Here is a 22,267-nt window from a genome sequence, read left to right as displayed (position 1 = left end):
TTTGCCATTCGACAACATGACTGGAACGGTCGGACTCGAGGCAAACCATGACTCGCGGACTCAAACTTCTCTGTGCAGCCGCCATCGCATCCGGACTGGCCGGCTGCATCGCGGCACCGATCGAACTGACGGCGCCAACCGCAACCCGGCTCAAGACCCAGGCGCCGGTGCGCTTTGTGCTGACATTCGATGACGGCCCCAGTGCTTCGAGCCTGTTCAACCCGACGCTGACGGTGCTCGACAGTCTGAAAACCAATCCGGTGCAAGCGGACATCAAAGCAGTATTTTTCGTCCAGACACGTGCACCGCGGGCCGGCAACAGCGACATCGGTCGCGAAGTCATGCAGCGCGAACATGCTGAAGGGCACATTCTCGGTTTCCACACTGCGACCCACTGGCACACCAATCACCGTTCGCTGAATCCACAGGAGCTGGAAGAGTCGCTGAGCAATGGCACTGCCGATATCGCGGCGATTACGGGTGCGCCACCGACGCTGCTGCGCCCGCCATTCTGGAATTACGACAAGCGCACCTTCGCCGCTTATCAGCGGCATGGGCTGCGTGTGTTGCTGACCGACGTCAGCGCGAATGACGGCAAAATCTGGGGTTTCAATGCCAGCCCACGGCGTCGGGCGAACATGCTTTTACAGCTGTCGCAAGTGCGCGAGCAGATTGCCAACGGCGAATTGCCGACGGTGGACGGGGCAATTCCGGTGGTGGTGACTTTCCATGATCTGAATCGCTACACCGCACGCCACACCCGCGAGTACTTGCAAATTCTGCTCGACAGCGCGGCGGCTACTGGTGTGCATCTGGCCGTCAAGCCGTTCTACGACGATCACGCCGCGCTGGAAAAAGCCGCGCTGGCGCGTACGGTGCAGCAGAGTTCCGAGCCGATGCAACTGCCGGGCCTGTGGAACTGGATCTGGGACAGCGACAGCCACTGAGAGATGTGAAGCGGTTGGCATTTTCCGTCGGGTACGGCAGCAGCGGGGCGACAAAAGCTCATCTATGCTCAATCGGTCAACCGCCCCCATCGCCTGCGAGGCGTCCACCCATGCTTGCCATCGCCGACATCTGCCGCATCGTCCAGTCCGGCTTTTCGCCGCTGAATTGCGACTGCACGGAAACCGCGCAGGGGCTGCTGCAAATCAAGGTTTATGAACCGGACAGCGGGCGGGTCGATTTGCTGCTCAATGGAGTGTCGCCGGAACACTTGGTCACCATTCGTGACATTTCCAACTTCATTGGTGAGTTGCGCACTGAAATGAGTGCCGGGCGCCGGGCGTTCGCCGGTTAGGACTTTAAAGCCTGCGCTGGAAGGCGCGCACGATGCGCAACGTGACTTCGCTGGTTTTCATGTTCTGTACTGCGTCCAGCGGATGCCAGACACAGTCGACAATTTCGTTCTGCGGGCGCATCTCGTCGATGTTCAGCACCGACGCCTCGTAGACGTGATGGCGTGTGTCGCTGCTGTGCACATCCATCAAGTACAGCACTTGCTCGGCGTTGAGTCCGGTTTCTTCCTGCAATTCACGGATGGCGGCTTGTGCGCAGGTTTCTCCAGGCTCGACTTTGCCTCCCGGCAAGGCCCAGCGACATCGGGGTTTGCGCACCAGGAGGATGTGCCGATCCTGTTCGCAGATGACCGTGGCTCTCTGTTTCATTGGTTACCCGATTGCTTGTGCCATAAAACGGTCATGAAACTGCAACGTTCGAGCCGTGCGTGGACGCAGAGGTTCCTCAAGATTTCAGAGCGCTGATCAGGCTGAAAAGTGCCAGTCAGCTAACGTTGAGCATAGGGGCCTTTCGATTAAAAGTGCCTGCCATAAAAAAGCCCCGGCAGTCCGGGGCTCTGGCTGTGCGGTCGAGACTCAATGCACCTTGGTGCGGCTGATGGCGCGGGTCTTCACTTCCATGGCATACAGTTGCAAACGTTCCTCATCGCTCTGCAGTATTTCGCAGGATCTGAGCACCGCCTGAGCGTCCGCTTCGTTGCCGGACTTGCGCAACTGGTCAGCGATACGCTTGAGTTCCACCGCTGACCAGCGCAGATCCGATGCAACGCTCTGCAGGTCGCGTTGAAGTTCGTGTTCGTCTTGGTTGAGCCGCATGATCATCTCCAGAACATTCCCGGTAGAAAATACTAGTCGCATTTTCCGGGTTCGGCGCAAGACTCGTCCGTCAGCGCTGCTGAACAGGGATGATTTGCATGCCGCTGGTCGGGGCGAGTGGGCTGCAAGCGCGAATGGGTGTCGTATTGGAGTGACCGACTTGACGAGGCAGCGCCCATGACCACGACGGATGATTTCAGATTCCATGCCCACGAGTTGGTGATTGACATGGATGCAGCGACTACCGAGATGATGAAGCTGATCAGCGCGCATCAATTGAACGGCCCGGAATGGGAGCGCGTGACGCAGTGGCAGCACGACGCGCACGAGCGCTGGGTGACTTTTCTCAACGCAAGGGATGATGCAGGCCAAGGTTCCGAGGGTTAAAGACACTGTGTTCTGATGGATGTCCGATCCGTTACAAGGTACATTCGCGTTTTTTTTCAGATGAAGGATTCACCATGCGGATGTTGATCGGGGGAATGCTGCTTGCAGCGTTGGCCGGTTGTTCGTTGCCAGCCTCCCTGGTTCCAGGCGAGCCGAACATTAGCAAAACCAGCGGCAAGGCTCCCAAGGAATACGCCGCATGCCTGTTGCCGTTGTGGCAAAAGGATGTCCCGAAGACTTCGCAGATCGGCATTTCCAACGGCTATCGCATCAAGGCGCCGAGCATTATCACGGCTGACGAAATCCTGGATATCGTGAAGTACAAGGATGGCAGCCGGGTCTCGCTGTATCAGGGGCCGCCATGGGCCAAGTCGGCCTCGCTGCGCAAGGCGGTTCGTGATTGCCTGTAACCGCTAGACCGTACACATGAAAAAGCAGAAACCGGTTGATTGGTTTCTGCTTTTTTTGTGCCTGTTCAGTCGGAAATATCGGTCAACGGGATACTGCCACCGCCGATTTTCTTTTCGCGTCGATCTTGAATCCAGTCTTCTATCTGGCCGTTGAACTCCGGCGGCGCCTTGCGCCCGACCTTGCGCGCGATGTCGAGAATGGTTTGCTGAGCCAGCGCTTCTTCCATGCGTTTTTGCGCGGTCATCATTGCCGCGTGAATCGAGCAGGTGCCGTCCAGTGCCCATTCCGGCGGGGAGCCATCGAACAGTGCGCAACGCCCGCGAATATCCCGGCACTCGAAAATATTCTTGCGCCCATCGATAGCATTGACGATATCGAGCAGGGTGATTTCATCCGCCGGCCGCGCCAGTGAAAACCCGCCCTTGATGCCGCCAGTGGCCAGCACCAGTTTGGCTTTCGCCAGTTTGGTGAAAATCTTCGCCAGATAATCCAGCGGCACGCCTTGCAGCTCGGCCAGGTCGCGCACGCTGGCTTCACGACTGTCACCGCCATTGCCCACCAGAAAGGTCAGGCAATGAATGCCGTATTCGACGCCTGCACTGTAAAGCGACATGGATATCTCCGACTGTAATTGTCGCAGATGTTAGCAGGCTTGGCACGCGCGGACAATTGTCCCGCTGAGCGTCCTTGGTGGTTTTTTCGCTGTATCTATGAGGTTTTTCCGATTGGAGCAGGTTTTATAAGTCAGATGGTAAAGCCCGTTAGATATCGAGATATACGATCAAATCTATCGGATTATCTGACTTGTTGAAATTAACGGCGACCAATAGAGTCGCCGTTAATTAACTCGGCGACTGGCTTGGAGATAACAATGAAGCAGCACATTCTGGTAATCGGTGCAGGTTTTGGTGGCATGTGGACTGCGCTCAGCGCGACACGTCTGGTCGACATTCACAATCGCGACAACATCCAGGTCAGCGTTCTGGCACCGCAGGCCGAGCTGCGCGTACGTCCACGTTTCTACGAGCCAAATGCGCATCACTTGGCTGCGCCGCTGGGCGAGCTGTTTGATGTGGTCGGCGTCAACTTCATCAAAGGCGCAGCCAACACCATCGACGTGCAGGCGAAAACCGTTGGCTACACCGATGCGGCGGGCGCTGAGCAAGTGGTGCATTTCGACAAACTGGTGCTGGCGTCCGGCAGTGGGCTGGCGCAACCGGACACTCTAAGTGTGACGCAGCATGCGTTCGACGTCGATCAGATCGAAGCGGCAATCCGTCTCGAAACTCATTTGAAAGCTCTGGCCACCCAGCCCGAGAGCCAGGCGCGCAACACCGTGGTGGTCGCTGGCGGTGGCTTCACCGGGATCGAAACTGCAACCGAAATGCCGGCGCGCCTGCGGGCCATCCTCGGTGAACAAGCGGACATAAAAGTGATCATCGTTGATCGCGGGCAGAAAGTCGGCGCAGCGATGGGCGAAGCCATCAGCGTGTCGATTGCCCAGGCTTGCACCGAGCTGGGCGTTGAATGGCGACTGGGTGTGTCGGTGCAATCAATCGATGCCAACGGCGTGACGCTCTCGGACGGTCAGCACATTGACGCGAAAACCGTGATCTGGACCACCGGCGTGCGCGCCAGCTCGCTGACCGAGCAGATCCCGGCCGAGCGCGATCGCCAAGGTCGTCTGCACGTTGACGCCAACCTCAAAGTCATTGGCCAGGACGACATCTTCGCCACCGGCGACGTGGCTTACGCCGCCAGCGACGAGATCGGCAACTTCGCGCTGATGACCTGCCAGCACGCAATTTCCCTCGGACGCCACGCCGGCAACAACGTCGCGGCGCAGATTCTCGGGGTTGACCCGACGCCGTATAGCCAGCCGAAGTACGTGACCTGTCTCGATCTGGGCGCGTGGGGTGCGGTGTACACCGAGGGTTGGGATCGTCAGGTGAAACTGGTCAAGGAGGAGGGCAAAGCGCTCAAGACCCAGATCAACACCCAGTGGATTTACCCGCCGGCAGCTGACCGTGTGAGTGCGCTGGCGGCTGCGGATCCGATGATTCCCGTGGTTGCATGAATCCATAGCCTCGAATGAAATCCCGTCCGGTGTATGCCGGACGGGATTTTTTCGTTCAGAAACGGCAGACCGCGTCGGTGAAACTAATCCGGGCGAACTGCGCATGCGCATCCTGCGGGGTGATCGCGAGTAACTGGTCGAGGCGAATGTCCTGCTGCACTCCGGCATGCTCGACCCGCATGAATTCCTCTTTCTCCCTCGACGTGCGGGTAGTCAATGCCCGCGCCACCAGCCGCTGGCCGTCGATCAGCTCGATGTCCAGCTGATAGCCGCGCAGGCAAGCGATTTCCAGGTAGTCGTGCAGATCACAGTTCAACGGCTGATAGCGGGTCATGGCGTTACTCCTCGAAACCTTGCAGGGTGATGATGAAATAGCCGTCCTCGCTGATCGCCTTGGCGACTTGCGGGTTGGCCGGCTCGCTGTGGCAAAACAAGCACTGGCTCTGGGAAATGTCTTCGTCCTGATAGCCCTTGCCGATCAGGAACTGCCGGGCGAAAGCCTTGGCCGCATCGGCTTCGCGATCGGTCAGCACATCGAAATGCAGGTAGCGGCCATCCTTGGTGCGTACGTGGGTATCGAACACTTTGACGAACATTATTGAGCCTCCTGCATTTTCCAGGTGCCCGGCAACGACAGGTCGCCCGAGGCAATGTCATACACGCTGCTTACACACAACAGCGGATTGTGCAGATCGGCATTGACCTTGAGTGCAGCGGTCACGCCGTCGTAGTTGAAACTCTTCGGGAAACCGACTGCCGCCAGTGGCACGCGGATTTGCGCGGCGTCGTTTTTCACGCTCAGGTTGTATCCCGGCGAATCGATGTACAGCGGCGCACCGGGCCAAGTGGCGGGGAGCTTGGGTTTCGCATCCTTGGGAATGTCGCGCACTTTCAAGCCGCCGGGACCGCAGCTTTCATCTTTGCTCAACACCACCCAGTGCGAGTGCCAGAGGCCGCCGTCGTTGTCCTTCTTGCCGTCCTTGTTTTCATCCAGTTGCGGAGTGTCGTCAAAGTCCGGGTGCGATGTCAGCGCGAGGGCGAGGATGCCGGAACCTGCTTCAAAGCCGACTGCGCCACTGTCGAGGCTGGTCGGCCAGACATAGCTGTAAACCTCGGCGCCGGCGAACGAACCCTTGGCGCTTGGTACGCGGCTGCCGGCCTTGCCATCGACCAGTTGCTCGAACACCAGAGTGCTGCCATCGGTGAAAACGCGGGTGTGCACCAGGTCGAACGCCGCGTCGGTCTTGCCGGTTGCACTGTGGATGCCTTGCGGCCCATGGGCCCAGGCTTGGGTGCTCAAGATTGTGCTGATGGTCAGCGCCAGTAGGGTTTTCATTGCGGCTCCTCGGTTGATTAGTTTGTTTCGAATCGACACCGCAATCCTAATCTTCAGCCGTTTTTTGTCAATAAGGTTTTTATTCGATACTATTCATCGACCCCATTGAGCCAGGCAATAACCGTGTTATTTGATTTGCTGGAAAGATTATCGAGCCTGACCCGCGTGTGGTTTCGCGAGCATCCGCTGCTGGCCGAGCTGCAACCGATTCAACTGAGCGCGCTGCTGTACCTGGCGCGCTGCAACCGCTATTCGAATACGCCGCTGGCGGTCACCGATTATCTGGGGCTGACCAAAGGTACGGTTTCGCAATCGTTGAAGGCACTGGAACTCAAGGGCTTTGTGAACAAGGTTCCGGACGTGCGCGACAAGCGCAGCGTGCATCTGGAATTGACCGCCACGGCGCGCACGTTGATCGAAGCGGTCATGCCGCCGGATTTCCTGCGCAGCGCCGCCGAACGCATGGGCGCCAGCGCCGGTGATCTCGAGGGTCTGCTGCTGGAGTTGTTGCGCAATATTCAGCGAGGAGAAAATGTCCCGAGTTTCGGACTTTGCCGGACGTGCCGCTTTCACCAGACCTCGGCAACCGGCGCCGTGTGCGGCTTGACCGGTGAACCGCTGGTGGCCAGGGAGATAGACCTGATTTGCCGAGAGCATCGCTTGCCCCTGGAACCCCCCGGCTGAAACGGCTGCTGCATCGACGCCAAACAATCCCGCTGACTGAGCGGGATTTTTTTCGCCCGTGAAAAGGCTATGACTAAAAGTCATTGCCCCATGATTTTTCATGGTTATGGCCGGCTTCGCTCCCCTGGGTCGTTCAGCGTGATCTGGACGTTCGGTTACGTCACGGGGATCGGGCTGAGCCCGACCGTGGCGATTCTGGCGCTGGGCGCGCTGCAGTCCTGGGCGCGGGCGCCGGAGAGCAAGTCGCTGACGTTGAGTCAGGCATGCAAGGCGCAGAGTCCGGTGGAGGTCAGTTCGATTGCGGTGAGCAAGGCCGCCACCCCGGTCTGACTGTCCGCCCACAATCCCGGAGCTGCCGCAGGCTGCGATATTTTGATTTTGTTTTTAAGATCAAAAGATCGCAGCCTGCGGCAGCTCCTACAGGGTTTGTGGGTTTGTGGGGATTGTGGGGTTTCAGGGGTTGCTGACCAGGCTCAGCCACTCGGTAAAGAGGTTTACTTTCGATAAACCTTGCTTGTCATTCGCCACATCCAGCCAATATCCATATGGCCCGATCACCTCAATCGGGGTGATCGGCAGCAAGCTGCCGTTGGCCAGTTCCTTTTCGATCATCTGCCGATCAATCACCGCCAGACCACCCCCCGCCAATGCCGTGTGAATCACCTGATCCAACGTGCTGAATTCCAGCCCGCGACCGGCATCGATGTCGTCCCGGCCCATGGCTGCCAACCAGTTCTCCCAAACCTTTAAACGCTTGCCGTCGTGCAGGATATGCAGCAATGGGATCTGCCACAGATCCGGCGCTTGATCGCCGTTGAACAACTCCGGACTGGCGACCGCGATGTGCCGCTCCATCACCAACAAGCGGCTGACGCAATTGTGCGTTGGCGCGAGACCGAAGCGAATGTGGCAGTCGACTTCCGTGAGGCTGTCGTGGCCGATCTGGCTGGTGATACTCAGGTTGATGTCCGGGTAGCGCTGGCAGAATGCGCGCAAGTGCGGCGACAGCCAGCGCGTGGCCCAGGTCGGCGGGGCGAGCACCCGCAGGCGCTGGCGCAGATTGGGCACGCGCACCGCTTGCAGGGCGCGCTCGATATGGTCGAAGGCCTCGGCCAGATGCGGCGATAAGGCACTGCCGGATTCGGTCAGCGACAGGCCTTGCGGCGTGCGCACGAACAGCGCCACGCCGAGGTAGTCTTCGAGATGTTTGATCTGGCGGCTGACCGCGCCCTGGGTGACGTTCAGCCCGAGTGCGGCCTGACTGAAACTGCGATGCCGCGCGACTTCTTCGAACACGCGCAGGGTATTGAGCGAGGGCAGCTGGCGCATGGAGGCAGAACTCCGGGGCGGGTGGTTTATTGTTGTTTTGAGGTGGGCCTATCTGACTATTGATGGAGGTGCTGATGCAAGTGTTGTCCGGGCGGACGCCATCGCGGGCAAGCCCGCGATGACGAACGACATGACGCTAAAGATTCCCGATCAGAAGTAGTAACCAACATTCACATACATCTGATTTTCCCACTGATCCAGCCCACCGGCGCCCAGACTCTGGGTGTAGCTGCTACCACCAATATAAGGGTCGTTCTTGCCGATCAGCCATTCCGCCGCGACCCACAATTTACTCACCGAAAACGAGCTGCCGAGGATCATCCGCTCCGAGGTCTTGAAGCCGCTGGCGGATTTGTCGAAGGCGCTGTAGTTGGCGTAGAGCTTGACCCCGCTGATCTGGTCGAACAGGTATTTGCCGCCGACGTCATAGCTCAGATCCGCCACGTACAGGTTGCCGCGACTGGCTACGTTGTAGGTGCCGTCATAGCCGCCCAGTGTCACCACTTCATCGCTGCCCGGATTGCGCGGCGACATCTGCTGGCGCGCCGCCTGCAACTGCACGCCCCATGGGCCGTTCTTGCCCAGATAGTGCACGGCCACGGCGTTGCGTCGACCGTCATTGTGGGTGTCTTTATTTTCGAGGCTTGAGGTCAGGCCGGAGATCCCGACTTCGGATTTCCACGGCCCCAGATCCAGAGCTTTGGCCACTCGCAGGACGACGGTGTTGCGTTCCTGGTTAGCGCTGCCGTCGGCCACGTAACTGTCGGCTTCGGAGACGACGCTGGAGTAGGTCACGCCGTTGCTGGTGCCTTTGCCTTGCCAGGCCGGGCGCAGGTAATAACCGGCCTGAATATTCCAGTCGCCGTTTTGCTGGATGTATTTGGCGCCGACCTGCTGCACGTCTTCGAGGCCGATAACGTTGCCGAGGGTTTCGTAGAAGGTGCTGCCGAAGTAGGGCTGCAAGCCGAACGGCACCGTATTCAGACCCACTTGCACCTGCTGGTCGGGGTTGAACTTGTAGCCGGCCCACGCGAACTTGGCGAAGTGGATATCGCCATAGTTTTTAGTGTACTGATACGGGTAGGAGCGACCGTAGAAGCGGTATTGCGCCTCACCGATCCAGGTGTCGGAGTTGTACTTGGCACTGAGGAACACCGTGTCCAGACCAAACTTCTGAATATCGCGGTCAGGGTCGACGTCCCACCGGGCGCGAATGGCGCCGCCGAGGTCGAGATTGTCGGTGACTTGCACCGCCATGGCCGGGGCGGCAAAGCTGCAGAACAGAGCGATGGAGGTGCTGCGCAGACGCAAAGATGCTGGGAAGGGCATGGAGCGGCTCTCGATTGTTTTTATTAGAGATGCCGCGCAGTTTTGCCATCCGCAGAATGTTGAACAAACGATAAAAATGCTGAGCAAACCTGCATCGGATGCATGTTACTCGCAAAATCCTGTAGGACAGTCCGGCGCAGTCGTGGGATGCTTTGCGCCCCGTCAGCAGTTTTCGAGTGCCTTGTATGAAACGCAAAATGCCCGGCCTGAATGCGCTCAAGGCGTTCGAAGTGGCCGGCAGCACCGGCAGCTTCACCCGCGCCGCCGAGTTGCTTAACGTGACCCAGAGCGCGGTCAGTCGCCAGGTGCGCCAGCTCGAGGAACAGCTCGGCGAGAGCCTGCTCGAACGCCGCCATCACCATCTCGAATTGACCGGCGCCGGCAAGATTCTGCTGCGGGCATTGCACCAGTCATTCGACAAGATCGAGCTGACGGTGCGCAGTATCCAGCAGAAAACCCACGCCAATCGCCTGCACATTAACGCGCCGCCGACCTTTACCAGCCGTTGGTTGATGCCGCGTCTGGGGCGTTTGCGCGAGCAGCATCCGGAGCTGGAGCTGAGCATCACCACGCGTTTGCAGGACAGCCTCGCCGAAACCAGCACGCTGGATTGCGCGATCCGTTTTGGCGATGGCGAGTGGGACGGCCTCGACAGTTCGCTGCTGATTCAGGAACGGCACATCGCCGTGTGCGCGCCGACCCTGTATGCGCGGGAGGGCGGCGAGCAGGGCATCGATCTCAATCGCCTGACGCTGCTGCACGTGCTGGCCAAGGAAGATCAGCGCTACCTGACCTGGAAACACTGGCTGCACGCCGCACGGATCAACGGCATCGATACCGAGGGCGGTTACGAGTTCGATCTGCTCGATCTGGCGATCCAGGCGGCCATCGACGGCCTCGGCATCAGCATTGCCGACTGGCACATGGTGGCTCCGGAACTGGCCAGCGGGCAGTTGACCCAAGTGCTCAATGTGCATGTGGAAGGTCACCAGTCGTACTGGCTGGTGACCCGGCCGGAGCAGACACAAATGCCGCAATTAGTGGCATTCAGTCAGTGGTTGCAGGAAGAAATCTGGCTGGCGCAGCGCCAGCTTGAGCCTTCGACGGCGATTTTTTGAGTAACCTGCATTTTTCGCATGTTTGGCCTGCCGATAAATCGTTTGTTCAACGTCGGCGGGATGACAAGACTGGCCCCATCGATAAAAACAACGATGGGCGATGCACATGCGAGTCGAGCGAAATTTTGTAAACGGCCACTTCGTCGAGCCAGCCAGCGCGGCGCAAATTGCGGTCTATAACCCGGCCACCGAAGCGTTGCTTGGCCAGGTTTCAGCCGCTACTGCCGAAGAAGCCACCGCAGCCGTGGATGCCGCAGCGGCAGCGCAAAAAGTCTGGGGCAAACTCACCAGCATCGAACGCGCCGAACACCTGCGTGCTTTCGCTACCGCACTGGAAGACTGCGCCGAAGCCATCGGCACCGCGTTGGCCGCCGAGTCCGGCAAGAGCGTGGCCGATGCCAGCAATGAAGCCCGCTATGCCGCACAGATCACCCGCTACCACGCCGAGTGGGCGCGGCGTATCGAAGGCGAGATCATTCCCAGCGACAGCCCTGATGAAAACCTGTTCCTGCATCGCGAGCCGATTGGCGTGGTCGCGTGCCTGATTCCGTTCAACTATCCGGTTTACACCCTGCTGCGCAAAATCGCCCCGGCGCTGATTGCCGGCAACACGGTGGTGGTACGCCCGAGCAACAACACCCCGACTTCGGCGTTCGAGATCGCCAAAGCCGTGCAGCAATCGGGCATGCCCGCCGGTGTCATCAACATCCTGGCGATGGATCACGCCACCGCCGCTGCGGTGTGCACGCACAAGGCTGTGGGTCTGATCACCTTGACTGGCAGCGTGAATGCCGGGCGCATCGTCCTCGATTACTGTAAGGCCAACATCGCCAAGCCGTCGCTGGAACTGGGCGGCAAGACCCCGGCGATCATCGAAGCCGATGCCGATCTGGAAGCGGCCGCGTCAGCGATTGTCGCCTCCAAGACCACTCACTGCGGCCAATTGTGCACGGCAGTCGAGCGGGTCTACGTGCAGGAAAGCGTCCACGACCAATTCCTCGCGTTGCTCAAAGCGAAGATCGCCGCTGTGAAGTTTGGCGACCGCGCGACTGACGCCAGTCTGATGGGGCCGCTGGTCAACGCCAGTTCGCAACAGAACATCCACGCGATGGTCGAGCGTGCTGTCGCCGACGGCGCCGTACTCGAAACCGGTGGCGTGCTGCCCGCAGGGCCGGGGCATTTCTACCCGCCAACGCTGCTCAGCGGTTGCCGGCAGGACATGGAAATCATTCAGGAAGAAATCTTCGGCCCGGTGTTGCCGGTGCTCAAGTACCGCGACATCGACGAAGCGCTGGCCATGGCCAACGACCACCAGTTTGGTTTGGCGTCGGTGCTGTACACCGAGAATTACCGCACCGCACACAAAGTCGCCAACGCCATTGAAGCCGGCGAGTTGTATGTCAATCGCACGCCGGCTGATCCGTATCAGGGCTACCACGCCGGGTGGAAACGCTCGGGCCTGGGCGGCGATGACGGCAAGCACGGCATGCTCGAATTCACCCAGACCCGTCTGGTGGTGATGAAGTACTGATCCATCGCACCACGCCTCACGCTGCACCTATAAAAACAATTATCAGGGGCGTCCGGAGCACCGGTCGCCCGAGGTCACTTCAATGTCCAAGCATGCATCCTCTGCTGCCGCTGTTCAGGGTTCCACTTCGGCTGTGAACAGCCACAGCGACAAGGGAAGTCGCTATCTGCAATTGACCCTGCTGGTGCTGGCCGCCGGCGCGATCTATCCGATTCTGTATCTGCGCCAGGTCTATCAAACCACCATGCTCGAGGTGTTCCAGATCAGCCACAGCGAACTGGGCTATCTGTACTCGATGCTCGGCACGATCTTCCTGCTCAGCTACTTGCCCAGCGGTTGGCTGGCCGACCGGATCGCCCCGCGTTTTCTGATTTTCTTTTCGCTGGTCGCCACCGGTGCGCTGGGCCTTTGGTACTCCACCGCGCCGTCGATGACCGGGCTGATGATCATCTTCGGTTGCTGGGGCCTGACCACCGGCCTGACCTTTTGGGCCTCGGTGCTCAAGCGCGTGAAGATGATTGCGCATCACACCGAACAGGGGCGGTTCTTCGGCATTCTCGATGGCGGTCGTGGCCTGGTCGAGGCGCTGCTGGCGACGGTTGCGCTGGGGCTGTTCGCCTACGCCACCGAAACCAACGGTGAGTCCACCGCGCAAGGTTTCAAACATGTGATCTACCTCTACGCCTTCACCTGTATCGCGCTCGGTTGTGTGCTGGTGCTGATCAAGGATCCGAAGTCGATGGAAGACACAGCGGCGGTGGAGAAGGGCAAGTTCAATTTGCTAAGTGACCTGGCGACGCTGGTGAAGATTCCTGAACTGTGGCTGGTCACCGCCATTGTGTTTTGCGGTTACCACATCTTCTGGGCGACCTACAGCTTCTCCGATTACCTGCAAGGCAACGGCATGACCGCCGTGATGGCCGGCACCATCACCACCATCAAGTTGTGGATGCGTCCGGTGGGCGGCATCGGTGGCGGCTGGCTGGGCGACAAATTCTCGAACATCTCGGTGCTGATCGTGGCGCTGTTGCTGGCGACGCTGGCGATGTTCGGTCTGATCGTGTTTCCGGCCATCAACAGCATCGGTCTGCTGATCGCCACGGTGATTTTCATCGGCCTGATGACCTACGCCATTCGTGGCCTGTACTGGGCGATCCTCGATACCTGCAACATTCCGCTGCGCATTACCGGTCTGGCGATCGGCATCGTTTCGGTGGTCGGTTACCTGCCGGATACCTTTATTCCGCTGATCAACGGCTACCTCACCGAGCAATACCCCGGTGCCTTCGGCTACCAGCTGTATTTCGGTTACATCGCCAGCGTCGGCCTGATCGGCACGCTTGCCGCGCTGACCCTGCGCGCCCGCATCAACAGAAAATCCTCGATCAAGACCTCTTTGAACAAGACAGGTGCCTGAGATGAAAATCGTCGCCCTTGAAACCCATATCGTCGCCGTACCACCACCGCACATTGGCGGGATGTACTGGCTGTTCGTCAAACTCAAGACTGACTGCGGCATTGAAGGCGTCGGCGAGATCTACGCGGCGACGTTCGGCCCGAAAGCCATGCTGCCGATCATCGAAGACGTGTTCGAGCGGCACTTGCTCGATCAGGACCCGCACCACATCGAACGCTTCTTCCGCCAGGCCTATTCGAGCGGCTTCACCCAGCGTCCTGACCTGACCATGATGGGCGTGGTCAGCGGCCTGGAAATGGCTTGCTGGGACATCATCGGCAAAGCGGCGAACAAGCCGGTTTATGAGTTGCTCGGCGGCAAGGTCAACGAGCGCCTGCGCTCCTACACCTACCTGTACCCGGTCAACAGCCGTGGCGAATACGACTACGACGATGCCGATCTGGCCGCCGAGTGCGCCGTCGAGAACATGAACAAAGGCTTCACCGCGCTGAAGTTTGACCCGGCCGGGCCGTACACCGCGTACTCCGGTCACCAGCTCTCGCTGGAAGTGCTGGAGCGCTGCGAAACCTTCTGCCGCAAGATTCGCGAGGCGGTCGGCAACAAGTGCGATCTGCTGTTCGGCACCCATGGGCAGATGGTGCCGTCCTCGGCGATTCGTCTGGCCAAACGCCTGGAGAAATACGACCCGCTGTGGTTCGAAGAACCGGTGCCGCCCGGCCAGGAAGAGGCGATGGCGCAGGTCGCGGCCAAGACCAGCATCCCGATTGCCACCGGTGAGCGCCTGACCACCAAGTACGAATTCTTCAAGCTGTTGCAGGCCGGCGGCGCGTCGATCTTGCAGATGAACGTCGCACGCTGTGGCGGACTGCTCGAAGCGAAGAAAATCGCGAGCATGGCCGAAGCCTATTACGCGCAAATCGCCCCGCATTTGTACAACGGACCGATTGGCGCGGCAGCAAGTTTCCAGCTCGCCACTTGCACGCCAAATTTCCTGATTCAGGAAAGCATCGAGACCTGGGGCGGTTTTCACGCCGAGATCCTCAAGAAGCCGTTGCAGTGGGAGGACGGGTACATCATTCCATCGACCGAGCCGGGCCTTGGCGTCGAGCTGAACATGGACGTGGTGCGCAAGCATTCGCCGTACACCGGCACGCGCCTGCACCTGCAAATGGCGCCGACCCCGGTGGACGTCAAAGACACATCGCCAGCCAGGGGCTGACAGCGGTTTTTTTTGTACAACGACTTACGCGGTAACCGTGCATGACATATGACTACATCATCGCTGGCGCAGGCGCCGCTGGCTGCGTGCTGGCCAACCGGCTCTCGGCCTCGGGCAAACACTCGGTGCTGCTGCTGGAAGCGGGCGGCAAGGACAGTTCCCTGTGGTTCAAGATCCCGGTTGGCTTCGCCAAAATGTATTACAACCCGACCTTCAACTGGATGTACTACAGCCAGCCACAAAAGCACTTGGGCAACCGCGAAATCTACGCGCCGCGCGGCAAAGTGCAGGGTGGTTCCGGCTCGATCAACGCGATGATCTACGTGCGTGGCCAGGCCCATGACTTCGACGATTGGGCGGCCAATGGCAATGACGGCTGGGGCTTCAAGGACGTGTTGCCGTACTTTCGCAAACTGGAAAACCATCCGCTGGGCGACAGCGAATACCACGGCGGCAGCGGCCCGATCAGCATCACCCCGATGGCCGGCCAGACCCACCCGATCTGCGACGTGTTTCTCAAGGGCTGCGATGAACTCGGCTACCCGCGCAGCAACGACTTCAACGGGCCGAAATTCGAAGGCGCGGGTCTCTATGACGTCAACACCAAAAACGGTCAGCGCTGCTCCAGCAGTTTCGCGCACCTGCATCCGGCGCTGAGCCGGGCGAATCTGACCGTCGAGCATTACGCGCTGGTTGATCGCGTGCTGTTCGACGAAACGCAGCAACGCGCGACCGGTATTTCCATCACTCAGCATGGCGTGGTCCGCACCTTCAACGCGCGCAAAGAAGTGATCTTGTGTGCTGGAGCGGTCGACACGCCGAAAATCCTGCAATTGTCCGGTGTGGCTGACCGCGACTTGTTGGCCAGGCATCAAATTCCGCTGGTCAAGCACCTGCCGGCGGTGGGGCAAAATCTGCAAGATCACCTGTGCGCCAGCTATTACTACAAGGCCAACATCCCGACCCTCAACGATGAACTCAGCTCGCTGTTCGGCCAGTTCAAGCTCGGCGTGAAATACCTGCTGACGCGCAAGGGCGCGCTGGCGATGAGCGTCAATCAGGCCGGTGGGTTCTTCCGTGGCGACGCGCAGCAGAGTCATCCGAACCTGCAGCTGTATTTCAACCCGCTTTCGTATCAGATTCCGAAAAACAACAAAGCCAGCCTCAAGCCCGAGCCGTATTCCGGCTTCCTGCTGTGCTTCAACCCGTGCCGTCCGACCAGTCGCGGGCACATCGAGATTGCTTCGAAAAATCCACGCGACGCGGCGCTGATCGATCCGAACTACCTGAGCACGCAAAAGGACATTGACGAGGTGATTCAGGGCAGCCGGTTGATGCGCAAAATCATGGGGGCGCCGGCCCTCAAAAGCATTACCGTTGACGAGGTGTTGCCTGGCCCGGCAGTCGAGACCGATGAGCAAATGCTCCAGTATTTTCGCGACAACTGCGGCTCGATCTATCACCTGTGTGGTTCGTGCGTGATGGGCGCGGATGAACAGACTTCGGTGGTCGACAAACGCCTCAAGGTGCATGGGCTGGACGGGCTGCGGATTGTCGACGCCTCGATCTTCCCCAACGTGACCTCCGGCAATACCCATGCGGCGGTGCTGATGGTGGCGGAGAAGGGCGCTGATCTGATTTTGCAGGATGCATAAGCTGTTTCTGAGTTAAGGCTTCTGGCCCCATCGCTGGCAAGCCAGCTCCCACAGGTTCGGCGTACACACAGATACTTGGTGCTGCGTACACACAAAACCCTGTGGGAGCTGGCTTGCCAGCGATGGCGGCCTGACTGGCGATAGAGGAATTCAGAGCGTACGCATCAACCAATCCCGAAACGCCTTCAGCGACGGCAACGACTCATTGCGCGCCGGGTACACCAGGTAATAGCTGCGCCGACTGACAATCGCCTCACCCAGTTGCAGCAGTTCACCATTCGCCAACTCGTCCTCCACCAAAATCCGCGGCACCAGCCCGATCCCGATATTCGCCCGCACCGCTTGAATCAAGTGCGACGTCATCTCAAAACTCGGGCCGATGCGCATGCTGCGATGCGGCAGTTGGTGCTGGCTGAACCACTCGGCCCAGGCCTGCGCGTTGCTGCTGACATTCAGCAGCAGTTGCCCGGCGATTTGCTTTTCGGCCACGCATCGTTCGTCCGCAGACAACTGCGCACTGGCGATCACCACCAGTTCTTCAGTGTGCAGTCGATGCGCCGTCAACCCCGGCCAGTCACCGCCACCCACGCAAATCGCCGCATCGATTTCGCTGGTATCAAAGTCGATCGCCTCAATGCGCGAGTGCAGATGCACGGTCATGCCGGGGTGTGCGGTGTAGAAATCCTTGAGTCGCGGCAGCAGCCATTTCGAACCAAACGTCGGCAACGTCGCCAGCCGCAAGCTGTGGATCCCGGAACCAAACGCCATCGCCTGCAACGTCGCGCTGCGAATCTGCCCGAGCGCTTCGGCGAGTTCGCGCTGATACATGCGCCCGACGTCGGTGAGAATCACCCGCCGGCCCTCGCGGCTGAACAGGCGCATGCCGAGCATCTTCTCCAGGATTTGCACCTGACGGCTGACTGCGCTCTGGGTCAGCGACAGCTCGTGGGCGGCGCGGGTGTAGCTTTCGTGGCGTGCAGCCGCTTCAAAAGCCAGCAGCAGCGACATCGAGGGCGTGAGCGTTCGCGGATTCATTCGTTTTAGTCATCAATAGCGGGTCGAATTTACGTTTGTCCCGAGCGGTATATGCAATGAACATGGGCGCCATGAGATGGCGGAGCCTGACGCAATCATTCGTTGCCGACAAGTGTTTACCGCCACAACGCCTTTTTGACCGGGATTGACCGACCGATGATTGCCCAGCTTTCGCCTGCCTCCACGCTGAACAGCGATTACCAACAGTTCCTCAAGGCACTTGCGGCCGCTGGGTTCAAAGGCGAAATCAGTGCCGACTACGCCAGCCGCGTGGTGCTTGCCACCGACAACTCGATCTACCAGCGCTTGCCGCAAGCGGCGGTGTTTCCGAAGGATGCCGACGACGTAGCGCTGCTCGCGCGGTTGATCGCCGAACCGGCTTATCAAAAAGTGGTGGTTACGCCTCGTGGCGGCGGCACCGGCACCAACGGCCAGTCGTTGACTGACGGCTTGGTGGTTGATCTGTCGCGGCACATGAACCGCATCCTCGAAATCAACGTCGAACAGCGCTGGGTGCGCGTGCAGGCTGGCGTCGTCAAAGATCAGCTCAACGCCGCACTGAAATCCGCCGGGCTGTTTTTCGCCCCGGAACTCTCGACTTCGAACCGCGCCACGGTCGGCGGCATGATCAACACCGACGCCAGTGGCCAAGGCAGTTGCACCTACGGCAAGACCCGCGATCACGTGCTCGAATTGCACATGATCCTGCGCGGTGGCGAACGTCTGCACGGCCAGCCGCTGGAGGAAAACCAGCTCGGCGAACAATGCGCGCGCGAGGATCGGGTCGGCGAAGTTTATCGTTGTGCGCGGCAGATCATCGACGAGCAGGGCGAGCTGATCAAACAGACCTTCCCCGATCTCAACCGCTGTCTGACCGGCTACGACCTGGCGCACCTGCGCGAGGCTGACCAGCGCTTCAACATCAACAGCGTGCTGTGCGGCGCCGAAGGTTCGCTGGGCTTCGTGGTCGAGGCGAAACTCAACGTGCTGCCGATCCCCAAGCACACGATGCTGGTGAATATCCGCTACGCCGGTTTCATGGATGCGCTGCGCGATGCCCGGGCGCTGATGGCGCTCAAGCCGCTGTCGATCGAAACCGTGGATTCGAAAGTGCTGCTGCTGGCGATGCAGGACATCGTCTGGCACGGCGTCGCCGAGTACTTCCCCGAGAGCGGCGAACGGCCGACGCTGGGCATCAATCTGGTGGAGTTCTGTGGTGACGATCCCGAGGAACTGCAGCAGCGGGTCGTAGACTTTATCGAGCATTTGAGCAGCGACAATACTGTCGAACGGCTGGGCCATACGCTGGCGGTCGGGCATGCGGCGGTGAACAAGGTCTACGGCATGCGCAAACGCGCGGTGGGTCTGCTCGGCAACGTCGCCGGTGAAGCGCGGCCGCAGCCGTTTGTTGAAGACACTGCGGTGCCGCCGCAGCACTTGGCCGAGTACATCGCCGAGCTGCGCGAGCTGCTCGACAGCCACGGTTTGCAATACGGCATGTTTGGCCATGTCGATGCCGGCGTGCTGCACGTACGGCCGATTCTCGACATGAAAGATCCGCAGCAAGCGGCGCTGGTTCGCCCGGTGTCCGATGGCGTGGCGGCGCTGACTCAACGTTATGGCGGCCTGCTGTGGGGCGAGCATGGCAAAGGTCTGCGCTCGGAATACGTGCCGGCATTCTTCGGCGAGTTGTACCCGGCGTTGCAGGCGCTGAAGGCTGCGTTCGACCCGTTCAACCAGTTCAACCCCGGCAAGATCGCAACACCGAATATCCCCGGTGCAGCGCTGTTGAAGATCGACGAAGTGACTCTGCGTGGGGAGCTGGATCGGCAGATCGACGAGAAAGTCTGGCAGGACTATGGCGCGGCCATGCACTGCAACGGCAATGGCGCCTGCTACAACTTCGATCCTGACGACGCGATGTGCCCGTCGTGGAAAGCCACCCGCCAGCGCGCGCAATCGCCCAAGGGCCGCGCTTCGCTGATCCGCGAATGGCTGCGCTTGCAGGGTGCGGCGGGGGTGGATGTGTTGTCTGACGCGGTACGCCGACCGGCGTTTTTCTCATCCTTGGTGCAGCGCTGGCGCAACAGCCGAGGGGCAAGTGCTGACTTTTCCCATGAAGTGTATGACGCGATGGCCGGGTGTCTGGCGTGCAAATCCTGCGCGGGGCAATGCCCGGTAAAGGTCAACGTCCCGGATTTTCGTTCGCGCTTTCTCGAGCTGTATCACACACGCTATCTGCGACCGTTGCGGGACTATTTGATCGCCTCGCTGGAATTCACCATCCCGCACATGGCGCGGGTGCCGCTGTTTTATAACGGGTTGATGGGCGCTGCGCTGGTTCGCCGAATGCTTGGACGCGTCGGGGGCATGGTCGATGTGCCGCTGCTCAGCCGTTTCGATTTTCATGCAGCGATGCGCCGCTGGAAGGTGCAGCCAGCTTCAGTGGCGCGGCTGTCGGCGCTGACTCCCGCGCAACGCGAACGCAGCGTGGTGCTGGTGCAGGATGCGTTCACCCGCTACTTCGAAGCGCCGCTACTGGCGGACTTGATCGAGCTGATTTCGCGTCTCGGTTATCAGGTTTATCTGGCGCCGTTCAGCGCCAATGGCAAGCCGCTGCATGTGCAGGGTTTCCTCTCGGCATTCAATCGCGCGGCGTTACGCAATGCCGGGCAACTGCGAGAACTGGCTGAGATCGGGGTGCCGCTGGTAGGGCTGGATCCGGCGATGACGCTGGTCTATCGCCAGGAATATCTGAAGGTTCCGGGCATGCAGAATTGCCCGGAAGTGGCGCTGGTACAGGAATGGCTGCTGAAGGTCATGCCTGAGCGCGCGGGCAATCAACAAGCCTTCCGTCTGTTGGCGCACTGCACCGAGAAAACCAACGCCCCGGCTGCGACGCGTCAGTGGGAGCAGGTGTTTGAACGGATTGGCTTGAAGCTGGCGACTCAGGCCACCGGTTGCTGCGGGATGTCCGGCACTTACGGACATGAGGCACGCAACCGCGACACTTCTGCGCTGATCTTCGAGCAGTCCTGGGCCAAACACGTCGCGGTGCCGGTGGAGCAGGGTGAGGCATTGGCCACCGGCTATTCGTGCCGCAGTCAGGTCAAGCGCGAGGCGCAGCAAACGCTGCGCCATCCGTTGCAAGTGTTGCTGCAAGTCCTGCGCAGCGCTTGATCAGCGGCGATCCAGCCACACCGTCTGCGCGTTGCAGAATTCGCGCACGCCGAAGTGCGACAGTTCTCGGCCGAAACCGCTTTTCTTCACGCCACCAAAGGTCACGCGCGGATCGCTGGCCGAGTAGCCGTTGATGAACACGCCGCCGGTTTCCAGTTCGCCGGTCAGTGACTGCGCCAGTTCGACGTTGGCGGTGTAGATCGTTGCGGTCAGGCCGAAATCGCTGTCGTTGGCCAGGGCCACGGCATGCGCGCAATCGCGGGCAGTGATGATCGAGGCAACCGGGCCGAACAGTTCCTGTTTGAACGAGGTCATCTGATCGGTGACATCGGCCAGCACGGTTGGCTCGTAGTAGTTGCCCGGGCCTTGCGCCTTGCCGCCGCCGAGCAGCAGGATCGCTCCTTCTTCGAGGGTCGCGCGCACTTGCTGATCAAGTTCATCACGCAGATCGAAACGTGCCATCGGGCCGATGTAGGTGTCAGCGGCGAGTGGATCGCCGACCACCAGTTTGCGCGTGGCTTCGACAAACTTGCGGGTGAATTCTTCGACCACGCCTTGTTCGATGATCAGCCGCTTGGCAGCGGCGCAGACCTGACCGGAGTTCTGATAGCGACCGATCACGGCGGCTTGCACCGCTTCGTCGAGATTGGCGTCATTGAGCACGATAAATGGATCGGAACCACCGAGCTCCAGCACACATTTCTTCAGCGCAGCGCCGGCCTGTGAACCGATGGCCATGCCAGCGCGCACGCTGCCGGTCAGGGTCACAGCGGCGATGCGTGGGTCAGCGATGGCGCTGGATACGCCGTCCGGGGTGACGTTGATCACTTCAAATACGCCATCGGCGAAACCGGCGCGCACGAAGGCGTCGCGCAGCAGATAAGCGCTGCCCATCACGTTCGGCGCATGCTTGAGCACATAAGTGTTGCCGGCCAGCAGCGTCGGAACGGCACCGCGCAGCACTTGCCAGATCGGGAAATTCCACGGCATCACCGCCAGGATCGGCCCGAGCGGACGATACTCGATGCGCGCTTTGCCGCCTTCAACCTGAGTCGGTTCGGCGTCGAGCATGGCCGGGCCGTGTTCGGCGTACCACTCGCAGAGCTTGGCGCATTTCTCGACTTCGCCACGGGCCTGAGCGATCGGCTTGCCCATTTCCTCGGTGATCATGGTGGCCATGGCTTCGGCGCCATCGCGCAACGCACCGGCGAGGGCGGTCAGCAGGCGCGAGCGATCTTGCAGTGGCTTGCGTTTCCACTTGTTGAAGCCATAAGCGGCGCGGGTCAGCGCGGCATCCAGCGCTTCGGCAGATTCAAATGCGTAGTGGCCGATCTGCTCGCCGGTTGTTGGATTGATCGAGATAGCGTGGGTCTGGCTGGAGATCGGGCTCATGGCATGGTCCTGCAATGTGAGTTGATGGGCACAGAGTAGGGTGGCGTTTGTTT

Annotated in this window: 22 protein-coding genes and 1 pseudogene; 13 read left to right on the top strand and 10 right to left on the bottom strand. The window is 60.0% G+C overall.

The features are described from left to right. Positions 1-47: 47 nt before the first annotated feature. Both ACP7EE_RS19855 and ACP7EE_RS19850 read left to right on the top strand, forming a co-directional pair. Positions 48-947: a polysaccharide deacetylase family protein gene (locus tag ACP7EE_RS19855; protein WP_426236104.1), complete on the top strand. Its 900-nt coding sequence runs from the start codon at positions 48-50 to the stop codon at positions 945-947. Between the two features lie 110 nt (positions 948-1,057). Continuing rightward, the gene (locus ACP7EE_RS19850) at positions 1,058-1,300 is read left to right on the top strand and encodes a DUF1652 domain-containing protein (RefSeq protein WP_420649665.1); all 243 of its coding nucleotides are present in this window, start codon (positions 1,058-1,060) and stop codon (positions 1,298-1,300) included. A gap of 4 nt (positions 1,301-1,304) precedes the next feature. On the opposite strand, the gene ACP7EE_RS19845 is transcribed toward ACP7EE_RS19850, so the two are convergent. Then, entirely contained in the window at positions 1,305-1,667 is a 363-nt protein-coding gene (locus ACP7EE_RS19845; protein ID WP_420649666.1) for an NUDIX hydrolase, read from the bottom strand. Between the two features lie 207 nt (positions 1,668-1,874). Continuing rightward, entirely contained in the window at positions 1,875-2,114 is a 240-nt protein-coding gene (locus ACP7EE_RS19840; protein WP_420649667.1) for a hypothetical protein, read from the bottom strand. A gap of 177 nt (positions 2,115-2,291) precedes the next feature. On the opposite strand from ACP7EE_RS19840, the gene ACP7EE_RS19835 reads away from it, so the two are divergent. Next, positions 2,292-2,501, top strand: coding sequence for a hypothetical protein (locus tag ACP7EE_RS19835; protein ID WP_426236102.1), 210 nt, complete (start codon positions 2,292-2,294; stop codon positions 2,499-2,501). A gap of 74 nt (positions 2,502-2,575) precedes the next feature. After that, positions 2,576-2,911 carry a hypothetical protein gene (locus tag ACP7EE_RS19830; RefSeq protein ID WP_426236100.1) on the top strand — a complete coding sequence of 112 codons (336 nt, stop codon included), beginning with the start codon at positions 2,576-2,578 and terminating at the stop codon, positions 2,909-2,911. Between the two features lie 65 nt (positions 2,912-2,976). On the opposite strand, the gene ACP7EE_RS19825 is transcribed toward ACP7EE_RS19830, so the two are convergent. Further along, on the bottom strand, positions 2,977-3,525 hold the full coding sequence (locus ACP7EE_RS19825; protein ID WP_426236098.1) for an RrF2 family transcriptional regulator: 549 nt from the start codon (positions 3,523-3,525) through the stop codon (positions 2,977-2,979). Between the two features lie 258 nt (positions 3,526-3,783). On the opposite strand from ACP7EE_RS19825, the gene ACP7EE_RS19820 reads away from it, so the two are divergent. Next, entirely contained in the window at positions 3,784-4,989 is a 1,206-nt protein-coding gene (locus ACP7EE_RS19820) for an NAD(P)/FAD-dependent oxidoreductase (protein WP_426236096.1), read from the top strand. Positions 4,990-5,044: 55 nt separating this feature from the next. Here the strand turns inward: ACP7EE_RS19820 and ACP7EE_RS19815 are convergent, their stop codons facing one another. From ACP7EE_RS19815 to ACP7EE_RS19805, 3 genes are read right to left on the bottom strand one after another with little or no spacing between them, the layout of a single operon-like run. Further along, a complete protein-coding gene (locus ACP7EE_RS19815; RefSeq protein ID WP_426236094.1) occupies positions 5,045-5,323 on the bottom strand; it encodes a Rho-binding antiterminator in 279 nt (92 codons plus the stop codon). A gap of 4 nt (positions 5,324-5,327) precedes the next feature. Beyond that, positions 5,328-5,585: a DUF2024 family protein gene (locus ACP7EE_RS19810; RefSeq protein WP_426204273.1), complete on the bottom strand. Its 258-nt coding sequence runs from the start codon at positions 5,583-5,585 to the stop codon at positions 5,328-5,330. After that, positions 5,585-6,325: a hypothetical protein gene (locus ACP7EE_RS19805; protein ID WP_426204272.1), complete on the bottom strand. Its 741-nt coding sequence runs from the start codon at positions 6,323-6,325 to the stop codon at positions 5,585-5,587. The genes ACP7EE_RS19810 and ACP7EE_RS19805 overlap by 1 nt, the downstream gene beginning before the upstream one ends. A gap of 117 nt (positions 6,326-6,442) precedes the next feature. On the opposite strand from ACP7EE_RS19805, the gene ACP7EE_RS19800 reads away from it, so the two are divergent. Then, positions 6,443-7,009: a MarR family winged helix-turn-helix transcriptional regulator gene (locus ACP7EE_RS19800; RefSeq protein ID WP_426236164.1), complete on the top strand. Its 567-nt coding sequence runs from the start codon at positions 6,443-6,445 to the stop codon at positions 7,007-7,009. 159 nt (positions 7,010-7,168) lie between these two features. Then, positions 7,169-7,339: pseudogene (locus tag ACP7EE_RS19795) on the top strand (MFS transporter); the annotation flags it as partial. A 123-nt stretch (positions 7,340-7,462) separates the two neighbouring features. On the opposite strand, the gene ACP7EE_RS19790 reads toward ACP7EE_RS19795, so the two are convergent. Together ACP7EE_RS19790 and ACP7EE_RS19785 are read right to left on the bottom strand one after the other, a co-directional pair. After that, a complete protein-coding gene (locus ACP7EE_RS19790) occupies positions 7,463-8,338 on the bottom strand; it encodes a LysR substrate-binding domain-containing protein (RefSeq protein WP_426236092.1) in 876 nt (291 codons plus the stop codon). A gap of 150 nt (positions 8,339-8,488) precedes the next feature. Continuing rightward, on the bottom strand, positions 8,489-9,667 hold the full coding sequence (locus tag ACP7EE_RS19785) for a hypothetical protein (RefSeq protein WP_426236090.1): 1,179 nt from the start codon (positions 9,665-9,667) through the stop codon (positions 8,489-8,491). A 185-nt stretch (positions 9,668-9,852) separates the two neighbouring features. Here ACP7EE_RS19785 and ACP7EE_RS19780 point away from each other — a divergent pair, with 185 nt between their 5' ends. From ACP7EE_RS19780 to ACP7EE_RS19760, 5 genes are all read left to right on the top strand, one after another. Then, positions 9,853-10,785: a LysR substrate-binding domain-containing protein gene (locus ACP7EE_RS19780; protein WP_426204266.1), complete on the top strand. Its 933-nt coding sequence runs from the start codon at positions 9,853-9,855 to the stop codon at positions 10,783-10,785. Positions 10,786-10,891: 106 nt separating this feature from the next. Then, positions 10,892-12,316 carry an aldehyde dehydrogenase gene (gene aldA / locus ACP7EE_RS19775; RefSeq protein WP_426204516.1) on the top strand — a complete coding sequence of 475 codons (1,425 nt, stop codon included), beginning with the start codon at positions 10,892-10,894 and terminating at the stop codon, positions 12,314-12,316. Between the two features lie 82 nt (positions 12,317-12,398). Further along, on the top strand, positions 12,399-13,733 hold the full coding sequence (locus tag ACP7EE_RS19770; RefSeq protein ID WP_426236088.1) for an MFS transporter: 1,335 nt from the start codon (positions 12,399-12,401) through the stop codon (positions 13,731-13,733). Between the two features lies 1 nt (position 13,734). Continuing rightward, the gene (locus ACP7EE_RS19765) at positions 13,735-14,952 is read left to right on the top strand and encodes a mandelate racemase/muconate lactonizing enzyme family protein (protein ID WP_426236086.1); all 1,218 of its coding nucleotides are present in this window, start codon (positions 13,735-13,737) and stop codon (positions 14,950-14,952) included. 41 nt (positions 14,953-14,993) lie between these two features. Continuing rightward, complete coding sequence (locus ACP7EE_RS19760; protein ID WP_426236084.1) at positions 14,994-16,607, top strand: GMC family oxidoreductase; 1,614 nt, start codon at positions 14,994-14,996, stop codon at positions 16,605-16,607. A 150-nt stretch (positions 16,608-16,757) separates the two neighbouring features. Here ACP7EE_RS19760 and ACP7EE_RS19755 read toward each other — a convergent pair whose 3' ends face one another. Beyond that, on the bottom strand, positions 16,758-17,642 hold the full coding sequence (locus ACP7EE_RS19755; protein WP_426204256.1) for a LysR substrate-binding domain-containing protein: 885 nt from the start codon (positions 17,640-17,642) through the stop codon (positions 16,758-16,760). Positions 17,643-17,798: 156 nt separating this feature from the next. Here ACP7EE_RS19755 and ydiJ point away from each other — a divergent pair, with 156 nt between their 5' ends. After that, positions 17,799-20,822 carry a D-2-hydroxyglutarate dehydrogenase YdiJ gene (ydiJ, locus tag ACP7EE_RS19750; RefSeq protein WP_426236082.1) on the top strand — a complete coding sequence of 1,008 codons (3,024 nt, stop codon included), beginning with the start codon at positions 17,799-17,801 and terminating at the stop codon, positions 20,820-20,822. Here the strand turns inward: ydiJ and ACP7EE_RS19745 are convergent, their stop codons facing one another. Further along, positions 20,823-22,214: an aldehyde dehydrogenase family protein gene (locus tag ACP7EE_RS19745; protein ID WP_426236080.1), complete on the bottom strand. Its 1,392-nt coding sequence runs from the start codon at positions 22,212-22,214 to the stop codon at positions 20,823-20,825. Between the last annotated feature and the right edge of the window lie 53 nt (positions 22,215-22,267).

Origin of the sequence: Pseudomonas sp. TWP3-2 (genome assembly GCF_049897765.1) — a bacterium.
Classification (GTDB): domain Bacteria; phylum Pseudomonadota; class Gammaproteobacteria; order Pseudomonadales; family Pseudomonadaceae; genus Aquipseudomonas.
Note: the sequence above shows the minus strand (reverse complement) of the source record. Positions and strands in the feature narration are given on the sequence as shown.